The sequence below is a fragment of the Magnetococcales bacterium genome, assembly GCA_015232395.1.
In the GTDB taxonomy this organism is placed as follows: domain Bacteria; phylum Pseudomonadota; class Magnetococcia; order Magnetococcales; family JADFZT01; genus JADFZT01.
In genome coordinates this window covers 42,624-58,310 of record JADFZT010000001.1, presented here as the reverse complement: position 1 = coordinate 58,310, position 15,687 = coordinate 42,624, and the positions used below count along the sequence as shown (strand labels likewise).

The window sequence follows — 15,687 nt, the reverse complement described above, 5'->3', positions numbered from 1 at the left end:
GTTTGGATGGCTACTCTGGGGTGATTTGGCACCCCTTCGGGGTCCAATCATTTGGTGGGGGCTTCAATTTAAAGATAACAGAAGAAATAGCTGCTGAAATGGGTTGCCGGGACTATTTGTTGAAGCCCGTTGCCATATTCGACCTGGCCTCCGCTCCAAAAAAGAGCGATGAGGTTGCCGGGTGGGATCACGGATCAGGGGTTGAAAGGGGTTGAGAGCAACGCCTTGATTCGAGATTTGGATTGCTGTCGTCCCAGGAGTGAGAGGGTGTGAGCTGTTTTCAGAGGTAATGACTTGATCTCGGACCATCAGAATTAAATCAAACGTTTGAACTAATCCCGACGATGTGATACTTTCCCCCCTCAACATTCACTGGAGAGCCTCGGGCCCAGACCAATCCATGCATCCAAAAGAGCCATCCCAGACCAGCCAAAAGGTGACTGCCCCCTCCACCAAGACTCGGGAAAGAGTCTTGCAGGCTGCCTTAAAAGCCTTTGGGCATCGGGATTATGATGGGGTCAGCACCCGGCAGATTGTAGAGAGGGCCGGAGCCAATATTTCCGCCATCTCCTATCATTTTGGCGGCAAACACGGGCTCTATCTGGCCACTGCGGCCTATCTGGCGGAAAAACTCCACGCCTCTCACCGGGAGCCCATGGCCCAGATTCAGGCCGAGATCAAAGAGATGGCCCCGGGAGCAGCTGATCCGGTTCGTTGTCGCCAACTGCTGCAAAAGCTGCTCCAGGGATTTGCCGAAAGTATCCTGACCAGTGAACTGGGAGAGGATGCCCCGGGCTTTATCTTTCGGGAGCAAAACCACCCCACACAAGCCTTCGATATTCTCTACACCCGGCTGCTTGAGCCCATGCACACCACCCTCACCCAGCTGGTGGTGCTGATTCGGGGGCTCCCTACCAGCCATCACCGGGAGGCGTATCTGGTCAGCCATGCGCTGCTGGGGCAGGTGATTGCCTTTCGCTCCGCCCGGGCCACCCTGCTGCGGTGTTTGAATCAAAGCAGCTACAACACCCGGGATATCGCTGAGATCACCCGGCTTGTGGCCACTCTGGCCAACCATGCTCTGGACTATCCCGATCTGGATCAAGTCCCTCTGGAGCAACCCCCTCAAAAGAAAGCGGCCCCATGACCACTCCTGACAAACCCTCCCGTTGGCGTGCTCTTTGGATATTGCCTCCCCTTATGATAGGGGCTTTGGTGCTGATGTGGTCGGTGAGCCATAAGCAACCGCCAGCCAAAATAGAACGGGGGGAGCCCACCCGGGTGGTGCGGGTGATTGAAGTGCCGCAACTGGATTTGACGCCGACGGCTGAAGGGTATGGGCCGGTGGAGCCCGCCCGGGTTTGGTCGGCGGTGACCCAGGTAGCCGGTCGGGTGGTGGAGATCCATCCCCAACTGCGGGATGGGGAGATCATCCCGGAAGGGGCCCTGCTGGTGCGTATCGATCCAGTGGATTATGAACTGGCCATGGCCCAGGCCAAAGCAGAGCTGACGGCGCTGGCTGTACAGGAAAAAAATGCCAAAGCCTCCCTCGCCATCGAAGCCCGCAACCTGAGCCTCTCTGAAAAGGAGTTGCAGCGCAAACGCAAGTTGGTCAAGCAGGGAACCGCCTCCCAAAGGCAGGCCGATGAAGCTGAACGGGCCATGCTGGGCAGCCGCACCGCCATTCAAAATTTAAAAAACACCTTGGCCCTCATCCCCACCCAAAGGCAGGTGCTCCAGGCCCAATCCGATCGGGTGGAGAGAGATCTGGCCCATACGGTGATTCGGGCCCCCTTCAACATGCGGGTGGCCAACATGAATTTTGAGATGGATCAGTCCGTCGCCAATGGCCAAACCCTCTTTGAAGGGGATGCGGTGGATCGGGTGGAGATTAAGGCCCAGGTTTCCCTGTCTTCTCTGCGCCGTCTTTTTATAGGTCATCCCGATATCAAGGTCGGTGTCACCCAGCTGGCGGCAAAACTGCCGCAAATGGCCGGATTCAAGCCCTTGGTGCGTTTGGATATGGGGGAGCATGTGGCCCAATGGGAGGCCGAATTTATCCGCTTCAGCGATGATGTGGATCCCCAGACCCGCACCATGGGGGTGGTGGTGGCGGTGGATAAACCGTTCGACAAAATCAAACCCGGCTATCGCCCACCCCTGACCAAGGGCATGTTTGTGCAGGTGGTGCTAAGGGGGCGTGTCCAGGCGCAACGACTGGTGGTTCCCCGGAGCACGGTGCGTGGTGGGGCGCTTCATGTGGTGGATGGGGAAGAGCGGTTGCGGCGACGCCCGGTAACGGTGCTTTTTAACCAAGGCTCCCTCAGTGTGATCGATGACGGTCTGCAACCGGGTGAACGGGTGGTGGTCTCCGATCTGGTTCCGGCTGTGGAGGGGATGCTGCTTCAGCCCCAAGTGGATTTGGAACTGACCGCCCAGATGCTGTCGGCTGCGGGAGGGGCATTATGATCGCCTGGTGCGCTCGCCATCAAACCGCCGCCAATCTGCTCATGGCGGCCATCATGATCCTGGGCCTGGTCGCCCTGCCGGGTCTTCAGCGGGAGACGTTCCCTGAGATTCAAAACGACAAGGTGGAGGTGCGCCTTCTCTATAAGGGGGCCACGGCGGAAGAGGTGGAGGATGCCGTTTGTCGCCGTCTGGAAGAAGCCCTGGAAGGGATCACCAACCTGGATGAAATGCGCTGTGACGCCCGGGAAGGGGTGGCTACTGCCACGGCCATCATGGAGGAAGGGGCGGATATGATGCGCTTTCTCGATGATGTCAAATCAGAGGTGGACGCCATCGATGATTTTCCCGACCTGGTCGAACCCCCGGTGGTGACTGAGTTGGGCCGTACGGAGCCGGTGATTTCGGTGGCAGTGACCGGTCCCGGGGATCCAGTGGCCCTGAAAATCTATGCGGAACATCTCAAAGACCAGCTCGTTGCCCTCAAGGATGTCGCCAAGGTGACGGTGAGCGGCTTTTCCGATCATCACATACGCATTGAGGTGCCTGCCTGGCGGCTTCGCCAATATGGACTCTCCACCACCGATATCGCCAACGCCGTAGGCCGCCACAGCGTCGGCAGCCCCGCCGGACGCCTGGAGGGGGGGGCGGAGGATGCCCTGCTGCGTTTTGATGACCAGCGCAAGAGCGTCGAGCGCTTTCAGGATCTGCTGGTGATCTCCGGGGAGCGGGGTGCGGCCATTCCCCTGGGCGAAATTGCGGAAATATCCGACCGTTTTGACCGGGACGAAGAAAAAATTGTGTTTAACGGTCAACGGGCCGCCCTGTTGGAAATCGCCAAAACCCGCTCCCAGGATATTTTGAATGTTTTGGCGAGCGTGCAAAATTTTGTCGAGGCTGAACGCCTCCGCGCCCCCAAGGGGATCCAGCTCACCCTCACCCAGGATAGAGCCTCGGTGGTGCAGAGTCGTCTGGATATGTTGATGCGCAACGGCGGCCAGGGGTTGATCTTGGTCTTTGGCATGCTCTGGCTCTTTTTTAATTTTCGCTACAGCTTTTGGGTCAGCATGGGCTTGCCGGTCTCCTTTCTGGGCGCTTTGTTCGTGTTGCCTTTGATTGGGGTCACCATCAACATGATTTCGATGGTGGGGTTGCTGATCGGCATTGGCCTGCTGATGGACGATGCCATTGTCATCGCAGAAAATGTCGCCGCCAAGCTGGATGCGGGCCTGCGCCCCATGCAAGCCGCCATCGACGGGGTCAAACAGGTTTTGCCGGGGATTCTCTCCTCTTTTGCCACCACCCTGCTGGTTTTTGGCTCCCTGGCTTTCATTACCGGGCAGATGGGGCAGGTGCTGCGCATTATGCCCATCGTGCTGATTGTGGTGATTTCGGTGAGCCTGCTGGAGGCCTTTTTGGTCCTGCCCAACCATTTGGGTCACGCTCTTTCGGATAACGACACCACCCCTTCCCGCTTCCGGCGCACCTTCGAAGCGCTCTTTGATCGCCTGCGGGAAAATGGTTTCGGACCCTGGCTGGATCGGGCTGTGCACCATCGCTATTTCACCTTGGGGATCATCTTCATGTTGATGATGTTCGCCATCGCCGTGCCTGCCGGGGGGTGGATCAAATTTGTCGGCTTTCCGGAGCTGGACGGCGATCAGCTGGAGGCGCGGATTTTACTGCCCCAAGGCACGCCACTGGCGCGCACCGAGGCGGTGGTGGCAAAACTCACCCAAGCCGCCCGGGAGATCAACCAGCGGCTGAAACCCCAGCAACCGGATGGCCAGGATCTGGTGACCAATTTAATGGTGGTCTACGGTCAAAACCCGGACGCTTATGAGAATGGCCCCCACGTAGCACGGGTGATGGTGGATCTGCTCAGTGCCGAGGTGCGGGGTACGCCCTTGGAGCAGTTTCGTCAAGCTTGGCGGGAGGAGACCGGGGCTTTGGCGGATGTGATCTCCATCAAATTTGCCAAACCCACACTGGGTCCGGGGGGGCGCGCCATTGATCTGCGGCTGATGGGATATGATCTGGAGCGCCTCAAAGCCGCCTCCAATGAGCTGCAACTCTGGCTGAACGGCTATGCGGGGGTGTTGGATCTGGATGATGACCTGCGTCCCAGCAAGCGGGAATATCGTCTCCACCTCAAACCCGGAGCCGGGGTGCTGGGCCTGGATGCCAAAGAGGTGGCGGATCAGGTGCGTGGGGCGTTTCAAGGGGTTCGGGTGGATGAATTCCAGGTGGGTCCGGAGAGCTATGAGGTCAATCTGCGGCTTAAAGCCCAAGATCGAATCGGTCCACAAAATCTGGACCAGCTCACCATCATCGGCCCCCAGGGCACCTTGATTCCCCTGTCGGTGGTGGCGGAAATCGAAGAGGTGCGGGGGTGGGCGCGCATCCATCGGGTGGATGGCCAGCGGGCGGTCACCATCCAGGGGGATGTGGAGCGGGCCGTCACCAACGCCCAGGCACTGCTGGGGGTGGCCCAGGCCGAATTTATCCCCGGTCTGCTGCAACGCTATCCGGAAGTCCATTTTGATCTGCAAGGGGAAGGCAAGGAGTCCGCCAAAACCGGGCAGGCCATCGTTCGCAATGTGCTTTTGGGATTGATCGGGGTCTATCTTTTGCTGGCCCTGCAGTTTCGGGGGTATGTCGCCCCCATGACCGTGATGCTGGTGATCCCTACGGCTCTTATCGGTATGGTTTTCGGGCATCTGGCCCTGGGCTTGAGTCTGACCATGCCCAGCATTGTCGGTATGGCCTCTCTCTTCGGGGTGGTGGTCAACGACTCCATTTTATTGGTGGTTTTCATCCGGGAGGCTCGCGCCAAAGGGGTGCCGGTGCCCATCGCCGCCAAGCAGGCCGGTCGCGCCCGCTTCCGCCCCATTTTGCTCACCTCCATCACCACCGTGGCGGGTTTGACCCCTTTGCTCCTGGAAAAAAGCCTGCAAGCCCAGATCCTCATCCCCATGGCGGCGAGCCTGGCCTTCGGCCTGATGACCGCCACCCTGGCCGCTCTTTTTCTGGTTCCGGCTGTCTACTGTATTTTGGATGATTTCAATCTTTTGGGTCCGTTGCACAGCGAGGAGTAGCGGCTTCGGTGGTTTTTATGGATCGAGCCGGGTTTTGTCTTGTCACGCCACTTAAGAATGGCACCTTTTGAAAGGTTTTAGCGGAAGAGAGTCATCTCATTAAAAAAAGGACGGTTTGCCACAGAGGGCACAGAGAACACAGAGGAAAAGCAACAGGAAACCCTCACTTGAAAAGGGGCACAGTCTGTTTTTCAAATGTTTTGATTTCTCTGTGTTCTCTGTGCCCTCTGTGGCAAAAGTCGTTGTCCCGGAAATGGCGTGTCAGAGAAAATATGGGGCCATTTTTAACTGGAATGACTATAGGCCGGGGTCAGGGGGGCAGCAAACAGTCGGTGAGGCTTTTGGCCAGATGGGTCAGGAGCTGGGTGTAGGCCTCTTTGCCCGGAGTGAGCTGGGCACCTAGGGGATCGAGAGTGGCTTTTTTGACCTCGGTTCCCCGGATCAACGTCGCCACCAGAGCGGGCTCAAACTGGGGTTCGGAAAAAATACACTCCGCCCCACTCGCGGCAATCCCCTGGCGAATGTCATAAATCCGCTTGGCGCTGGGTTTTTGCTCGGGATGGATGGAGAGCGCCCCCACCGGGTGGAGCCCAAACCGATGCTCAAAATAGGCATAGGCGTCGTGAAAAAGCAGATAGGGCTTTTTTTGGATCGGGGCCAGCTGGTTGCCAAGATCCTGCTCCAGCATCTGTAGCTGGGTGATGCCTGCTGCGGCATTTTGGTGATAGCGGGAGGCGTTTTGGGGATCCAACTCCCCCAGCACCCCGGCCATGGCTGCGATCATCGCCCGGGCGTTTTGGGGATCCAGCCAGATATGCATGTTTTGGTTGGCGTGGGGGTGGCCTGGATGGGCTTCGTGGTCCGAGTGATCATCATTCGAGGCAAAAAGCCCCCCCTCCCGGCTCTGAAGAAGCTGTATGCCATCCACTTGGTGAAGCGGGATTTTTTTGGCGTGACTGCCCAGGCTTTGCAAAGGTTTGATCAGAAAGGTTTCCAGCTCCTCCCCCACCCAAAACACCACATCCGCCTTTCTCAGCAACTGGGCCTGGGAGGGGCGCAAGGCATAGGCGTGGGGCGAACCTGATCCTGTCAGCAGCAATCCCGGCTCCGCCACCCCCGCCATCACCCCTGCCAGCAACGAATGAATCGGCTTGATGGAAGCCACCACCCGGGGAACCCCCGCCCAAGCGCTTTCCATCATCACCCACCCGGCCAGACAGATCCCCAGCCAAGCCAACGCGCTCCTTCTTGCCATGTGCTCCCTCTCCGTCACCAAATGAAATGATATAATATTGCATTATCGCGGGGATATGGTTATGTTTTCCCGGATTGAAGTCAAGCGCTTTTCCCTGTTGCATGGAATCAATTATTCAAGGCCAATCAACCATGAAAACCCCCTTTCCCAACTCCAGCCACGATCACGAGCATTGCCGGAAAACCATCCTGCAACGGGCCGATACCGTCTGTCGGGAAAAGGGCGGGAGGTTGACCCCCAACCGCCGGGAGGTGTTGGCCATTCTTTCCAATAGCCACCGCTCCCTGGGGGCTTACGATATTTTGGAGCGATTTGAAACCAACAGCTCCCGACGCCCGGCCCCCTCAGCGGTCTATCGGTCGTTGGAATTTCTCATGGAGATGGGCCTGGTCCATCGCCTGGGCAGCCGCAACGCCTTTTTTGCCTGTATGCGTCCTGAGTTGGGCAACCAGACCCAGTTTTGGATCTGCCAGGATTGTGGGGTGGTGGGGGAGACTGAATCCCAGGAGATCGCCAACACCTTGCCCAGCCTGGCTGAAAACATGGGCTTCAAGTTGGCCCAGGTTCATCTGGAGATCGAAGGCACCTGCCCGGAGTGCCAAGTGTACCAGGAGAGCCCGGCATGACCGTGACCGACACCACCTTGATTCAAGTTCGGGGGGTGGGGTGGCAACACCATGGCTCGATGATTCTCGATGGGGTGGATCTGCATGTCAATTCCGGGGAGATCGTCACCCTGATCGGCCCCAACGGTGCGGGTAAAACCACCCTGCTGAAAATCCTCCTGGGGATACTCCAACCCGACTCCGGCGAGGTGATTCGCAAACCCGACCTGAAAATCGGCTATCTTCCCCAAAGAGTCCCCATCGATCCCATCCTGCCCCTGAGGGTCTCCCGGCTGCTCGGCCTCTGCAACCCCCACGCTTCTCTCCAATCCATGACGGCCATCCTGGCGGAAACCGGGGTGGCGGCGTTTCTGGATGCTCCGGTGCAGGGGTTGAGCGGTGGGGAGTTTCAACGGGTTTTGCTCGCCCGGGCCATGTTGGGAAATCCCCAACTGCTGGTATTGGACGAACCGGTGCAGGGGGTCGACTATGCCGGGGAGATCGAACTCTACCGCCTGATCGCCTCCCTGAAGGATCGCTATGGCTGGGGGGTGCTGCTGGTCTCCCACGATCTGCACATCGTGATGGGGGCGACGGATCGGGTGATTTGCTTGAACCACCACGTCTGCTGCACCGGGGATCCCGATCTGGTGGGCAACCATCCGGAATTCAGCCGCCTGTTTGGAAAGCACGCGGTAGAAAATATCGCCCTCTATCAGCACCACCATCAGTGCAACGATGAAACCGGCCACCATCACCCCGATGTCGCCTTGAAACGCGGTAGAAGGGGAAAAACCTGAGATGGATTTTTTTCTCGATTTTTTGTTCCTCGCCTGGATCGCCGGGGTGGGGGTGGCGGCGGTGGGAGGGCCGTTGGGCTGTTTTGTGGTGTGGCGGCGGATGGCCTATTTTGGCGACACCATGGCCCATGGCGCACTGCTGGGAGTGGCCCTGGGATTTTTGGCGGAGATCGATCTGATTTTGGGGGTGGTGGTGGTGTGCGTGGGGATTGCCCTGGCTTTGATGCTGTTGCAACGCCGCTCTTGGCTGGCAGGGGATACGATTTTGGGCATTCTTTCCCACAGCGCCCTCTCATTGGGATTGGTGGGGATCAGCTTTTTAAATGGGGTCCGTATCGACCTGATGGGCTATCTTTTTGGGGATATCCTGGCGGTTACGCTTACCGATGTGGTGTGGATTTATCTGGGTGGGGGGTTGGTTTTGGTGGTGTTGCGAAAAATCTGGCAACCGCTGCTGGCGATGACGGTGCATGAGGATCTGGCCCGGGCGGAGGGGGTTCCGGTTGAGCGGATTCGTTTGATTTTCATGCTGCTGATTGCCCTGGTGATTGCTCTTTCCATGAAGATCGTCGGCATTTTGCTCATCACCTCCCTCTTGATCATCCCCCCCGCCGGGGCGCGCAACCTGGCCCGCTCCCCTGAATCCATGGCGGCTTGGTCCATTCTCATCGGCGTGCTGGCGGTGAGTGGCGGTTTGTGGGCGAGTTTTACCTGGGACACCCCGTCGGGTCCATCCATCGTGGTGGCGGCGCTGCTGCTCTTTCTCACCAGTTTGAGCCTCAGCCGTTTTTTCCAGAGGTGAGGGCTCCCCGGGCTATTCCAACACCGCGACCGATTTGATCTGGGCCCACAGCTGCTTGCCTGGTTTCAGCTGGAGGGTCTCGGTGGAGCGCACCGTCAAACGCGCGACCAGCGGCGTTTGATCCATCATGAGCTTGACCCGTCGCACCCCCGGATGCCTGGCTTCGGCGATCTCCACCACGGTGGCGGGGATGATGTTGAGGATGCTGGTTCCGGTGTGCTTTTCCAGGGAGAGGCTCACATCCCGGGCCAAAATCCGTAAGCGGATCTCCTTCCCCAGGGCAAAACCGGTATCGGGAATCCAAAAATCCCCCCCCTGAAATGCCGCTCGCGCCAGATGCCACCGGGGATTGCGCTCCCGAATGATCCCTTTCACCACCACTCCGGTATTTTCCCCTTGATGGATGGGCAGATCAAGACGGGCCAGGGTTTCGGTGAGGGGGCCGGTGGCGAGTACCTTGCCTTCGGCCATCACCACCAGATAATCCGCCAGCCTGGCCACCTCTTCCGCTGCGTGGCTGACATAGAGCACCGGCATTTCAAGCTCGTCGTGAAGCCGCTCCAGATAGGGGAGGATTTCCCGTTTGCTGGCTTGATCGAGGGCAGCCAGGGGTTCATCCATCAGCAGCAATCGGGGGCTGGTGAGGAGCGCCCGGGCGATGGCCACCCGTTGCCGCTCCCCCCCGGAAAGTTTTTGGGGTTTGCGATGGAGAAAATTATCCACCCCCAATAGCGCTGCCGCTTCCTCCAGCTGGACCCGGCGCCTGCCAGGGGGGGTACGCTTCAAGCCATATTCCAGATTGCCCCGTACCGTGAGATGGGGAAAGAGCGTCGCCTCCTGAAACACAAAGCCGATGGGCCTCTGGTGGGTCGGCAAAAAGTGCGTAGAGGATTGCCACACCTCCCCTTTGACCCGACAGCTCCCCTGGCTCTCCCGCTCCAGACCGGCGATGGCTCTGAGAAGGGTTGTCTTGCCACATCCCGAAGGGCCGAAGAGGGCGGTGACCCCACGGGCTGGAAAGGTGAGGTCCACATCCAGCTTAAACCCCCCCCGCTGCAATCGAAATTGGGCCTCGATGGTCATGGTTGTACCATGGAAAAACGCCGGTTCAAGGCGTAGACCGTCAGCAGCAGCAAAAAGGAGAGGAGCAGCAATCCCCCCGAGAGCAGGTGGGCCTGGCCATACTCCAAAGCCTCGACGTGGTCATAGATGGCGATGGAGAGCACCTGGGTCTCACCGGGAATGTTGCCACCGATCATCAGCACCACGCCAAATTCTCCCACCGTATGGGCAAACCCCAAAACCCCTGCGGTGAGAAATCCCGGGCGGGCCAGGGGAACCGCCACGGTAAAAAATCGATCCAGAGGGGATGCCCCCAGGGTGGCAGCGGCTTCCAGGGGAGCGTGGCCTATCTGGGTAAAGGCGTTTTGCAGGGGCTGCACCACAAAGGGCAGGGAGTAGAATACCGATCCCACCACCAATCCCCCAAAGGAAAAGGCCAGGGGTTCCCCCCCCAAAGTCTGAATCATCCCCCCCACCGGCCCGTGGGGCCCCAGCATCACCAGGAGATAAAATCCCAGCACCGTAGGAGGCAGCACCAACGGCAACGCCACCACCGCTTCCAATAAAAATTTAAAGCGCCAGCGGCTTTTGGCCAACCACCAGGCCAGGGGGGTGCCGATCAAAAGCAATATGCCCGTCGCCACCCCGGCCAGCTTCAGGGTGACCGCCAGAGCGGTAAGATCCTCCGGGGAGATGGTCATGGCACCCCATAGCCGTGGGCTTGGATGATGGCGCGCCCCTTTTCACCCTGGATAAAGTCAATCAAGGCCCTGCCCCCCGGGCTCTCCTTCAGGAGAATGCCCTGCTGCTCCAGGGGGGTGTGGAGAGAGGCGGGAACCAGCCAGTGGGAGCCGCTCAGGGGTTGGCCGGGGTGTTGGATCTGGGCCAGGGCGACAAACCCCAGCTGGGCGTTGCCGCTTTTAACGAATTGGAACGCCTGGCCGATGTTTTCTCCCCGCACCAAGCGCCCCCGAAGGGATGACCAGATCCCCCGCTGCTCCAGTACCTCCCTGGCTGCCAGGCCGTAGGGGGCGAGTTTGGGGTTGGCCAGGGCGAGATAACGAAAATGTCCGGTTTCAAGCACCCCTCCCCCAGATGTTACCGTGTGGGCCTCGGGGCTCCAAAGTGCGAGTCTGCCGATGGCATAGGTGAAGCGGCTTTGGGAGATGCCCTCTCCCGATTTTTCCAGCAGGCGGGGGCGTTTGATGTCAGCTGCCAGAAAAAGCTCGAAGGGGGCGCCGTGGTGGATCTGGGCGAAGTGTTTGCCGGTGGAACCATATACCGGGATCACTTGATGATCACTCTGTTTTTCGAAGGCTTCAACCAGGGCGGTCATGGCGTGGTTGAAGTTGCTCGCCACCGCCACCCGGAGGCTCTCTCCCCAGGCTGGGTGTGGCCGCCACAGCAGGCCCATCACCACCACCAGGGCGACAGCCCAGCCAGCCGTGATGCCCGAAAGGTTTGGCTGAAACAGCCGGGGCATCCTGTTCATAGGGAATTGCTCATGTGGAGCCCTGGGGGGGAGGCGGATCGTCGGTGGGCGAAGGGGTGCTTTCACGGGCCAGGATATCTTGAATCACCAAGCCCGCCAGGGTGAGGCCAAAAAGGGCGGGCATGTAGCTGATGGTGCCGTTGACCGCCCGGGCTCGGCCTCTCTCCATGGGTTCCGGTGGCAGGTGGGGCTTGGCAGGCTCTTTGGACCACACCGCAACCACCCCCCTCTCCCCTCCCCGCCTGCGCACCCGGCGGCGCACCACCCGGGCCAGGGGACACCCTTCTGAATCCATCAGATCCCCCGTCACAAGCCGGGTAGGGTCCAGGCGTCCACCAGCCCCCATGGAGCTGGCGACGGGGATCTTGCGCGCTTGGGCTTCGATGATGAGGTTGACCTTGCAGTTCAAGGAGTCGATGGCATCGATCACCCAGTGGGGTTGGAGCTCCTCCAGTAGCTCCGGGATGTTGTCGGGGTCGAGAAAAAGATCCCTGGCTTGCAGCTGGCAGTCGGGATTGATCTCCCTCAATCGTTCCGCCATCACCTGGACTTTTTTTTCCCCCACGGTGGAGCCCAGGGCCGGGAGCTGACGATTGATATTGGAGGGGGAGACCCGGTCGCTGTCGATCAGAGTGAGGTGGCCGATTCCCGCCCGGCTCAACGCTTCCCCGGCAAAGCTCCCCACCCCGCCCAGACCGCACAACAGCACCCGGGCCTGGCGAAGCTGCTTGATGCCTGCCTCCCCCACCAAAACTTCCGTGCGTTCAAAAATTCCTGCCGTGCTCATCTTAAGGCTCTATTCTCCTATGGCCAAAACCCGTCGGGTGTTGGTTTCAGTCACCGCCATGATCCGCTCCACCGGCACTTTGTGCAAGTGGGCGAGGGCTTGAGCGATCAAGGGCAGGTGGCACGGCTCGTTACGGGTATCCTGATACCCCTGGGGGGCCATATCCGGGGCGTCGCTCTCCAGCACCAGGGAGGTCTCGGGCAGGCTGGCCGCCACCCGGCGGATTTTCAGCGCCCGCTCCCGGGTCACCACCCCACCGCAGCCCAGGGCAAACCCCAGGTCGATATAGCGCCGGGCCTGGGTGATGCTGCCGTTGAAGGCGTGGACGATGCCTCCTCTGGCAAGGGGCCTCTTTTTTAACAGGCCGATCACCTGATCGTGGGCCTTGCGAACGTGGAGCAGCACCGGCAGCTTTCGATCTTGGGCCAGCTGTAACTGGGCATCGAAAAGAGCCTGCTGTGCCCCATGGCTCTCCTGGGGGGCGGTATAATCCAGGCCGATCTCACCGATGGCGATGATGGGGGAAGGGTCCCAGCGGTGGTGATCCAGCAAGCCAGCCAGGTGATCCAGAGCGGCAGGCGGGTTCGTTGGAAGGTAGAGAGGATGCAAACCCAGGGCTGGGTGAATGGCGGGGTTGGAGCGCGTCAGGGAGAGGATTCCTTCGAACCCTTCGATCTCAATACCCGGGACCACCCAGCGGTTGACCCCAGCCTGACGACTGCGCGCCAGCACAGCGGGACGGTCGGAATCGAAAGCAGTGAGATCGAGGTGACAATGGGTATCGATCATGGGGGTTGCCTTAGCCGGGCAGAGGGATTATGTCCGAAACGCCTCCTGGTGGTCGAGAAACCAGGCGTAGGTAGACGCCAAGCCAGCGTGTAACGGGGTTTTGGCCTGCCAGCCCAGTTCGGTCAAGCGGCTTACATCCAACAGCTTGCGGGGCATGCCGTCGGGTTTGCTGCTGTCGAAGGTGAGGCGGCCTTCATAGCCCACCACCTCCCGAACGCTTTCAGCCAGCTGGCGGATGGTCACCTCCTCACCGGTGCCGACATTGACGATTCCCTCGTCGCTGTAGTTTTCCATGAGATAAACCGCCGCATCCGCCAGATCATCCACATGCAAAAATTCCCGCCGGGGGGTGCCGCTGCCCCAGACCGACACTTCAGGCAGGCCTTGTTGTTTGGCCTCGTGGAAGCGGCGCATCAAGGCGGGCAGCACATGGGCATTTTCCAGATGAAAATGATCCCCGGGACCATACAGATTGGTGGGCATCAGGGAGATGGCATCAAAGCCATACTGCCTTCGATAGCTTTGACAGAGCTTGATCCCGGCTATTTTGGCGATGGCATACCATTCGTTGGTCGGCTCGAAAGCGCCGGTGAGCAGGGCCGATTCGGGCATGGGCTGGGGGGCGTTGCGGGGATAGATGCAGGAGGAGCCCAAAAAGAGCAGCTTGCCAACCCCGAAACGCCGGGCACCATCGATCAGGAGGGTCTGGATGAGGAGATTGTCCCGGATAAAATCCGCAGGATAGGTGGAGTTGGCGTGAATTCCCCCCACCTTGGCCGCTGCCAGATAGAGTTGATCAGGGCGTTCAGTTTCAAAAAACCGATCCACCGCACTCTGGCTGGTGAGATCGAGTTCCTTCCGACTTTTTAGCAGAAGGTTGTCACAACCCGCCTGCCGCAACCGCCGGACAATGGCAGATCCCACCAGGCCCCGATGGCCGGCGATGAATATTTTGGCGTTTTGATCCTTCACGCTCATCTTGAGAATCCTGGTCGGTCATGGCTGGTGGAGTTGAAGGGTCTTTGCTCTGTAGCCAATCACTCATGGTGGACTTCGTTGACCTTGTAACCCCGGCGCATCACCAAAGCATCCCGCTCGGCATCCTGTAGATCCGCTTGCGCCATTTCCTCCACCATCCGGGCAAAGGTGATTTTGGGAACCCAGCCCAGTTTTTCCCGGGCCTTGGTGGGATCCCCCAGCAGGGTTTCTACCTCGGTGGGGCGAAAATAGCGGGGATCCACCGCGACGATTTTTCGCCCCGTAGCGGTATCGATGCCCTCTTCCTCAACCCCCTCCCCTTGCCAGGTGATGGCCATGTCGAGCTTTTGAGCAGCGATTTCGACAAACTCCCGTACCGAATGTTGCACCCCGGTGGCGATCACAAAATCGTCCGGCTCCTCCTGCTGCAACATCAACCACTGCATCTCCACATAATCCCGGGCGTGACCCCAATCCCGCTTGGCGTCCATGTTGCCGAGATAGAGGCACTCCTGAAGCCCGGTTTTGATGCGGGCCAGGGCTCGGGTCACCTTGCGGGTGACGAACGTTTCACCCCGCACCGGGGATTCATGGTTGAACAAAATCCCGTTGCAGGCATACATGCCATAGGCTTCCCGATAGTTGACGGTGATCCAGTAGGCATAGAGCTTGGCCACCCCATAGGGGGAGCGGGGATAGAAGGGGGTGGTCTCCCGCTGGGGGGTCTCCACCACCTTGCCGAAAAGCTCCGAGGTGGAGGCTTGATAAAAGCGGGTCTTTTTTTCCAGACCGAGAATCCGAATGGCTTCCAATATCCGCAAGGAGCCCAGGGCGTTGGTATCGGCGGTAAATTCCGGGGTATCGAAGGAGACCGCCACGTGGCTTTGGGCCGCCAGATTATAGATTTCGTCGGGTTGGACGTTTTGGATGATGCGAATCAGATTGGTGGCGTCGGTGAGATCCCCATAGTGGAGGATAAAATTGCGCGCCTCAATGTGGGGATCCTGGTAGAGGTGGTTGAGCCGGGCGGTGTTGAAGGATGACACCCGCCGTTTGACCCCGTGGACCTCATACCCCTTGCCAATCAAAAATTCCGCAAGATAGGCCCCATCCTGACCGGTGATGCCGGTGATCAAGGCTTTCTTTGGCAATGTGGTTTCCCCTCAAAAAAAGACGATTCACGAGATGGAGCGATGGGGGAGTGTCCCGAAAATTTGGCGCCACTGCAAGCTGAAACGGGGGCATGAATAATGTAGTTATAGCAGGCTTACCTAAGAATTGGACACTCCTCCCTGATTCGTCATCCCCGCGAAGGCGGGGATCCAGGGAGATAATCATGGCCCTCAAGGAAAAGCCAAATCTTCAGAGAGGCCGGCATTTTGCTGAAAGTGAAACAAGATTTGGAAAGGTCCGTGCCAGCCCCCCTGGATTCCCGCATTCGCGGGAGTGACGGCAAAAGTGCAACGGCATATGTCCAATTCTTGATTCGAATGGCTATAACCCAACCAAAGCTTCGGTTGGTGGTGGTGCAAGGGCAAGCGGTGGGAAAGAAA

The 15,687-nt window shown here is 59.1% G+C and carries 14 protein-coding genes; 6 read left to right on the top strand and 8 right to left on the bottom strand.

Annotation, left to right across the window (positions count from 1 at the left end):
* The first annotated feature begins 400 nt into the window (after positions 1-400).
* From HQL52_00265 to HQL52_00255, 3 genes are read left to right on the top strand one after another with little or no spacing between them, the layout of a single operon-like run.
* Positions 401-1,147: a CerR family C-terminal domain-containing protein gene (locus HQL52_00265; GenBank protein ID MBF0367868.1), complete on the top strand. Its 747-nt coding sequence runs from the start codon at positions 401-403 to the stop codon at positions 1,145-1,147.
* Positions 1,144-2,469 (top strand): efflux RND transporter periplasmic adaptor subunit, encoded by a 1,326-nt coding sequence (locus HQL52_00260; GenBank protein MBF0367867.1) that lies wholly within the window; start codon positions 1,144-1,146, stop codon positions 2,467-2,469. The genes HQL52_00265 and HQL52_00260 overlap by 4 nt, the downstream gene beginning before the upstream one ends.
* Entirely contained in the window at positions 2,466-5,564 is a 3,099-nt protein-coding gene (locus tag HQL52_00255; GenBank protein ID MBF0367866.1) for an efflux RND transporter permease subunit, read from the top strand. The genes HQL52_00260 and HQL52_00255 overlap by 4 nt, the downstream gene beginning before the upstream one ends.
* A 310-nt stretch (positions 5,565-5,874) precedes the next feature.
* Here the strand turns inward: HQL52_00255 and HQL52_00250 are convergent, their stop codons facing one another.
* Positions 5,875-6,819 carry a zinc ABC transporter substrate-binding protein gene (locus HQL52_00250; GenBank protein ID MBF0367865.1) on the bottom strand — a complete coding sequence of 315 codons (945 nt, stop codon included), beginning with the start codon at positions 6,817-6,819 and terminating at the stop codon, positions 5,875-5,877.
* Between the two features lie 131 nt (positions 6,820-6,950).
* On the opposite strand from HQL52_00250, the gene HQL52_00245 reads away from it, so the two are divergent.
* Genes HQL52_00245 through znuB form a run of 3 tightly spaced genes read left to right on the top strand, consistent with a single transcriptional unit; the run spans position 6,951 to position 9,026 of the window.
* Complete coding sequence (locus HQL52_00245) at positions 6,951-7,445, top strand: transcriptional repressor (GenBank protein MBF0367864.1); 495 nt, start codon at positions 6,951-6,953, stop codon at positions 7,443-7,445.
* Positions 7,442-8,224, top strand: a complete 783-nt coding sequence (locus HQL52_00240) for a metal ABC transporter ATP-binding protein (GenBank protein MBF0367863.1) — start codon at positions 7,442-7,444, stop codon at positions 8,222-8,224. The genes HQL52_00245 and HQL52_00240 overlap by 4 nt, the downstream gene beginning before the upstream one ends.
* 1 nt (position 8,225) lies before the next feature.
* A complete protein-coding gene (gene znuB / locus HQL52_00235; GenBank protein ID MBF0367862.1) occupies positions 8,226-9,026 on the top strand; it encodes a zinc ABC transporter permease subunit ZnuB in 801 nt (266 codons plus the stop codon).
* 12 nt (positions 9,027-9,038) lie between these two features.
* Here the strand turns inward: znuB and modC are convergent, their stop codons facing one another.
* The 7 genes from modC to gmd all read right to left on the bottom strand — a co-directional run bounded on the left by modC (position 9,039) and on the right by gmd (position 15,285).
* Positions 9,039-10,109: a molybdenum ABC transporter ATP-binding protein gene (modC, locus tag HQL52_00230; protein ID MBF0367861.1), complete on the bottom strand. Its 1,071-nt coding sequence runs from the start codon at positions 10,107-10,109 to the stop codon at positions 9,039-9,041.
* On the bottom strand, positions 10,106-10,789 hold the full coding sequence (gene modB, locus HQL52_00225) for a molybdate ABC transporter permease subunit (protein ID MBF0367860.1): 684 nt from the start codon (positions 10,787-10,789) through the stop codon (positions 10,106-10,108). Before modB ends, modC begins: the two co-directional genes overlap by 4 nt.
* The gene (modA, locus tag HQL52_00220) at positions 10,786-11,502 is read right to left on the bottom strand and encodes a molybdate ABC transporter substrate-binding protein (GenBank protein ID MBF0367859.1); all 717 of its coding nucleotides are present in this window, start codon (positions 11,500-11,502) and stop codon (positions 10,786-10,788) included. The genes modB and modA overlap by 4 nt, the downstream gene beginning before the upstream one ends.
* An 88-nt stretch (positions 11,503-11,590) precedes the next feature.
* On the bottom strand, positions 11,591-12,367 hold the full coding sequence (locus HQL52_00215; GenBank protein MBF0367858.1) for a tRNA threonylcarbamoyladenosine dehydratase: 777 nt from the start codon (positions 12,365-12,367) through the stop codon (positions 11,591-11,593).
* Between the two features lie 9 nt (positions 12,368-12,376).
* Entirely contained in the window at positions 12,377-13,156 is a 780-nt protein-coding gene (locus HQL52_00210) for a TatD family hydrolase (GenBank protein ID MBF0367857.1), read from the bottom strand.
* 27 nt (positions 13,157-13,183) lie between these two features.
* A complete protein-coding gene (locus tag HQL52_00205) occupies positions 13,184-14,134 on the bottom strand; it encodes a GDP-L-fucose synthase (GenBank protein ID MBF0367856.1) in 951 nt (316 codons plus the stop codon).
* A 59-nt stretch (positions 14,135-14,193) separates the two neighbouring features.
* The gene (gene gmd / locus HQL52_00200) at positions 14,194-15,285 is read right to left on the bottom strand and encodes a GDP-mannose 4,6-dehydratase (protein MBF0367855.1); all 1,092 of its coding nucleotides are present in this window, start codon (positions 15,283-15,285) and stop codon (positions 14,194-14,196) included.
* Positions 15,286-15,687 lie beyond the last annotated feature (402 nt).

What these genes read in the sequence shown, in the direction of transcription:
- HQL52_00240 (MBF0367863.1), top strand. Translation starts at nt 7,442, where the DNA reads ATGACCGTGACCGACACCACCTTGATTCAAGTTCGGGGGGTGGGGTGG.
- HQL52_00260 (MBF0367867.1), top strand. Translation starts at nt 1,144, where the DNA reads ATGACCACTCCTGACAAACCCTCCCGTTGGCGTGCTCTTTGGATATTG.
- HQL52_00215 (MBF0367858.1), bottom strand. Translation starts at nt 12,367, where the DNA reads ATGAGCACGGCAGGAATTTTTGAACGCACGGAAGTTTTGGTGGGGGAG.
- HQL52_00205 (MBF0367856.1), bottom strand. Translation starts at nt 14,134, where the DNA reads ATGAGCGTGAAGGATCAAAACGCCAAAATATTCATCGCCGGCCATCGG.
- modB (MBF0367860.1), bottom strand. Translation starts at nt 10,789, where the DNA reads ATGACCATCTCCCCGGAGGATCTTACCGCTCTGGCGGTCACCCTGAAG.
- HQL52_00210 (MBF0367857.1), bottom strand. Translation starts at nt 13,156, where the DNA reads ATGATCGATACCCATTGTCACCTCGATCTCACTGCTTTCGATTCCGAC.
- znuB (MBF0367862.1), top strand. Translation starts at nt 8,226, where the DNA reads ATGGATTTTTTTCTCGATTTTTTGTTCCTCGCCTGGATCGCCGGGGTG.
- modA (MBF0367859.1), bottom strand. Translation starts at nt 11,502, where the DNA reads ATGGGCCTGCTGTGGCGGCCACACCCAGCCTGGGGAGAGAGCCTCCGG.
- HQL52_00250 (MBF0367865.1), bottom strand. Translation starts at nt 6,819, where the DNA reads ATGGCAAGAAGGAGCGCGTTGGCTTGGCTGGGGATCTGTCTGGCCGGG.
- HQL52_00255 (MBF0367866.1), top strand. Translation starts at nt 2,466, where the DNA reads ATGATCGCCTGGTGCGCTCGCCATCAAACCGCCGCCAATCTGCTCATG.
- HQL52_00245 (MBF0367864.1), top strand. Translation starts at nt 6,951, where the DNA reads ATGAAAACCCCCTTTCCCAACTCCAGCCACGATCACGAGCATTGCCGG.
- modC (MBF0367861.1), bottom strand. Translation starts at nt 10,109, where the DNA reads ATGACCATCGAGGCCCAATTTCGATTGCAGCGGGGGGGGTTTAAGCTG.
- HQL52_00265 (MBF0367868.1), top strand. Translation starts at nt 401, where the DNA reads ATGCATCCAAAAGAGCCATCCCAGACCAGCCAAAAGGTGACTGCCCCC.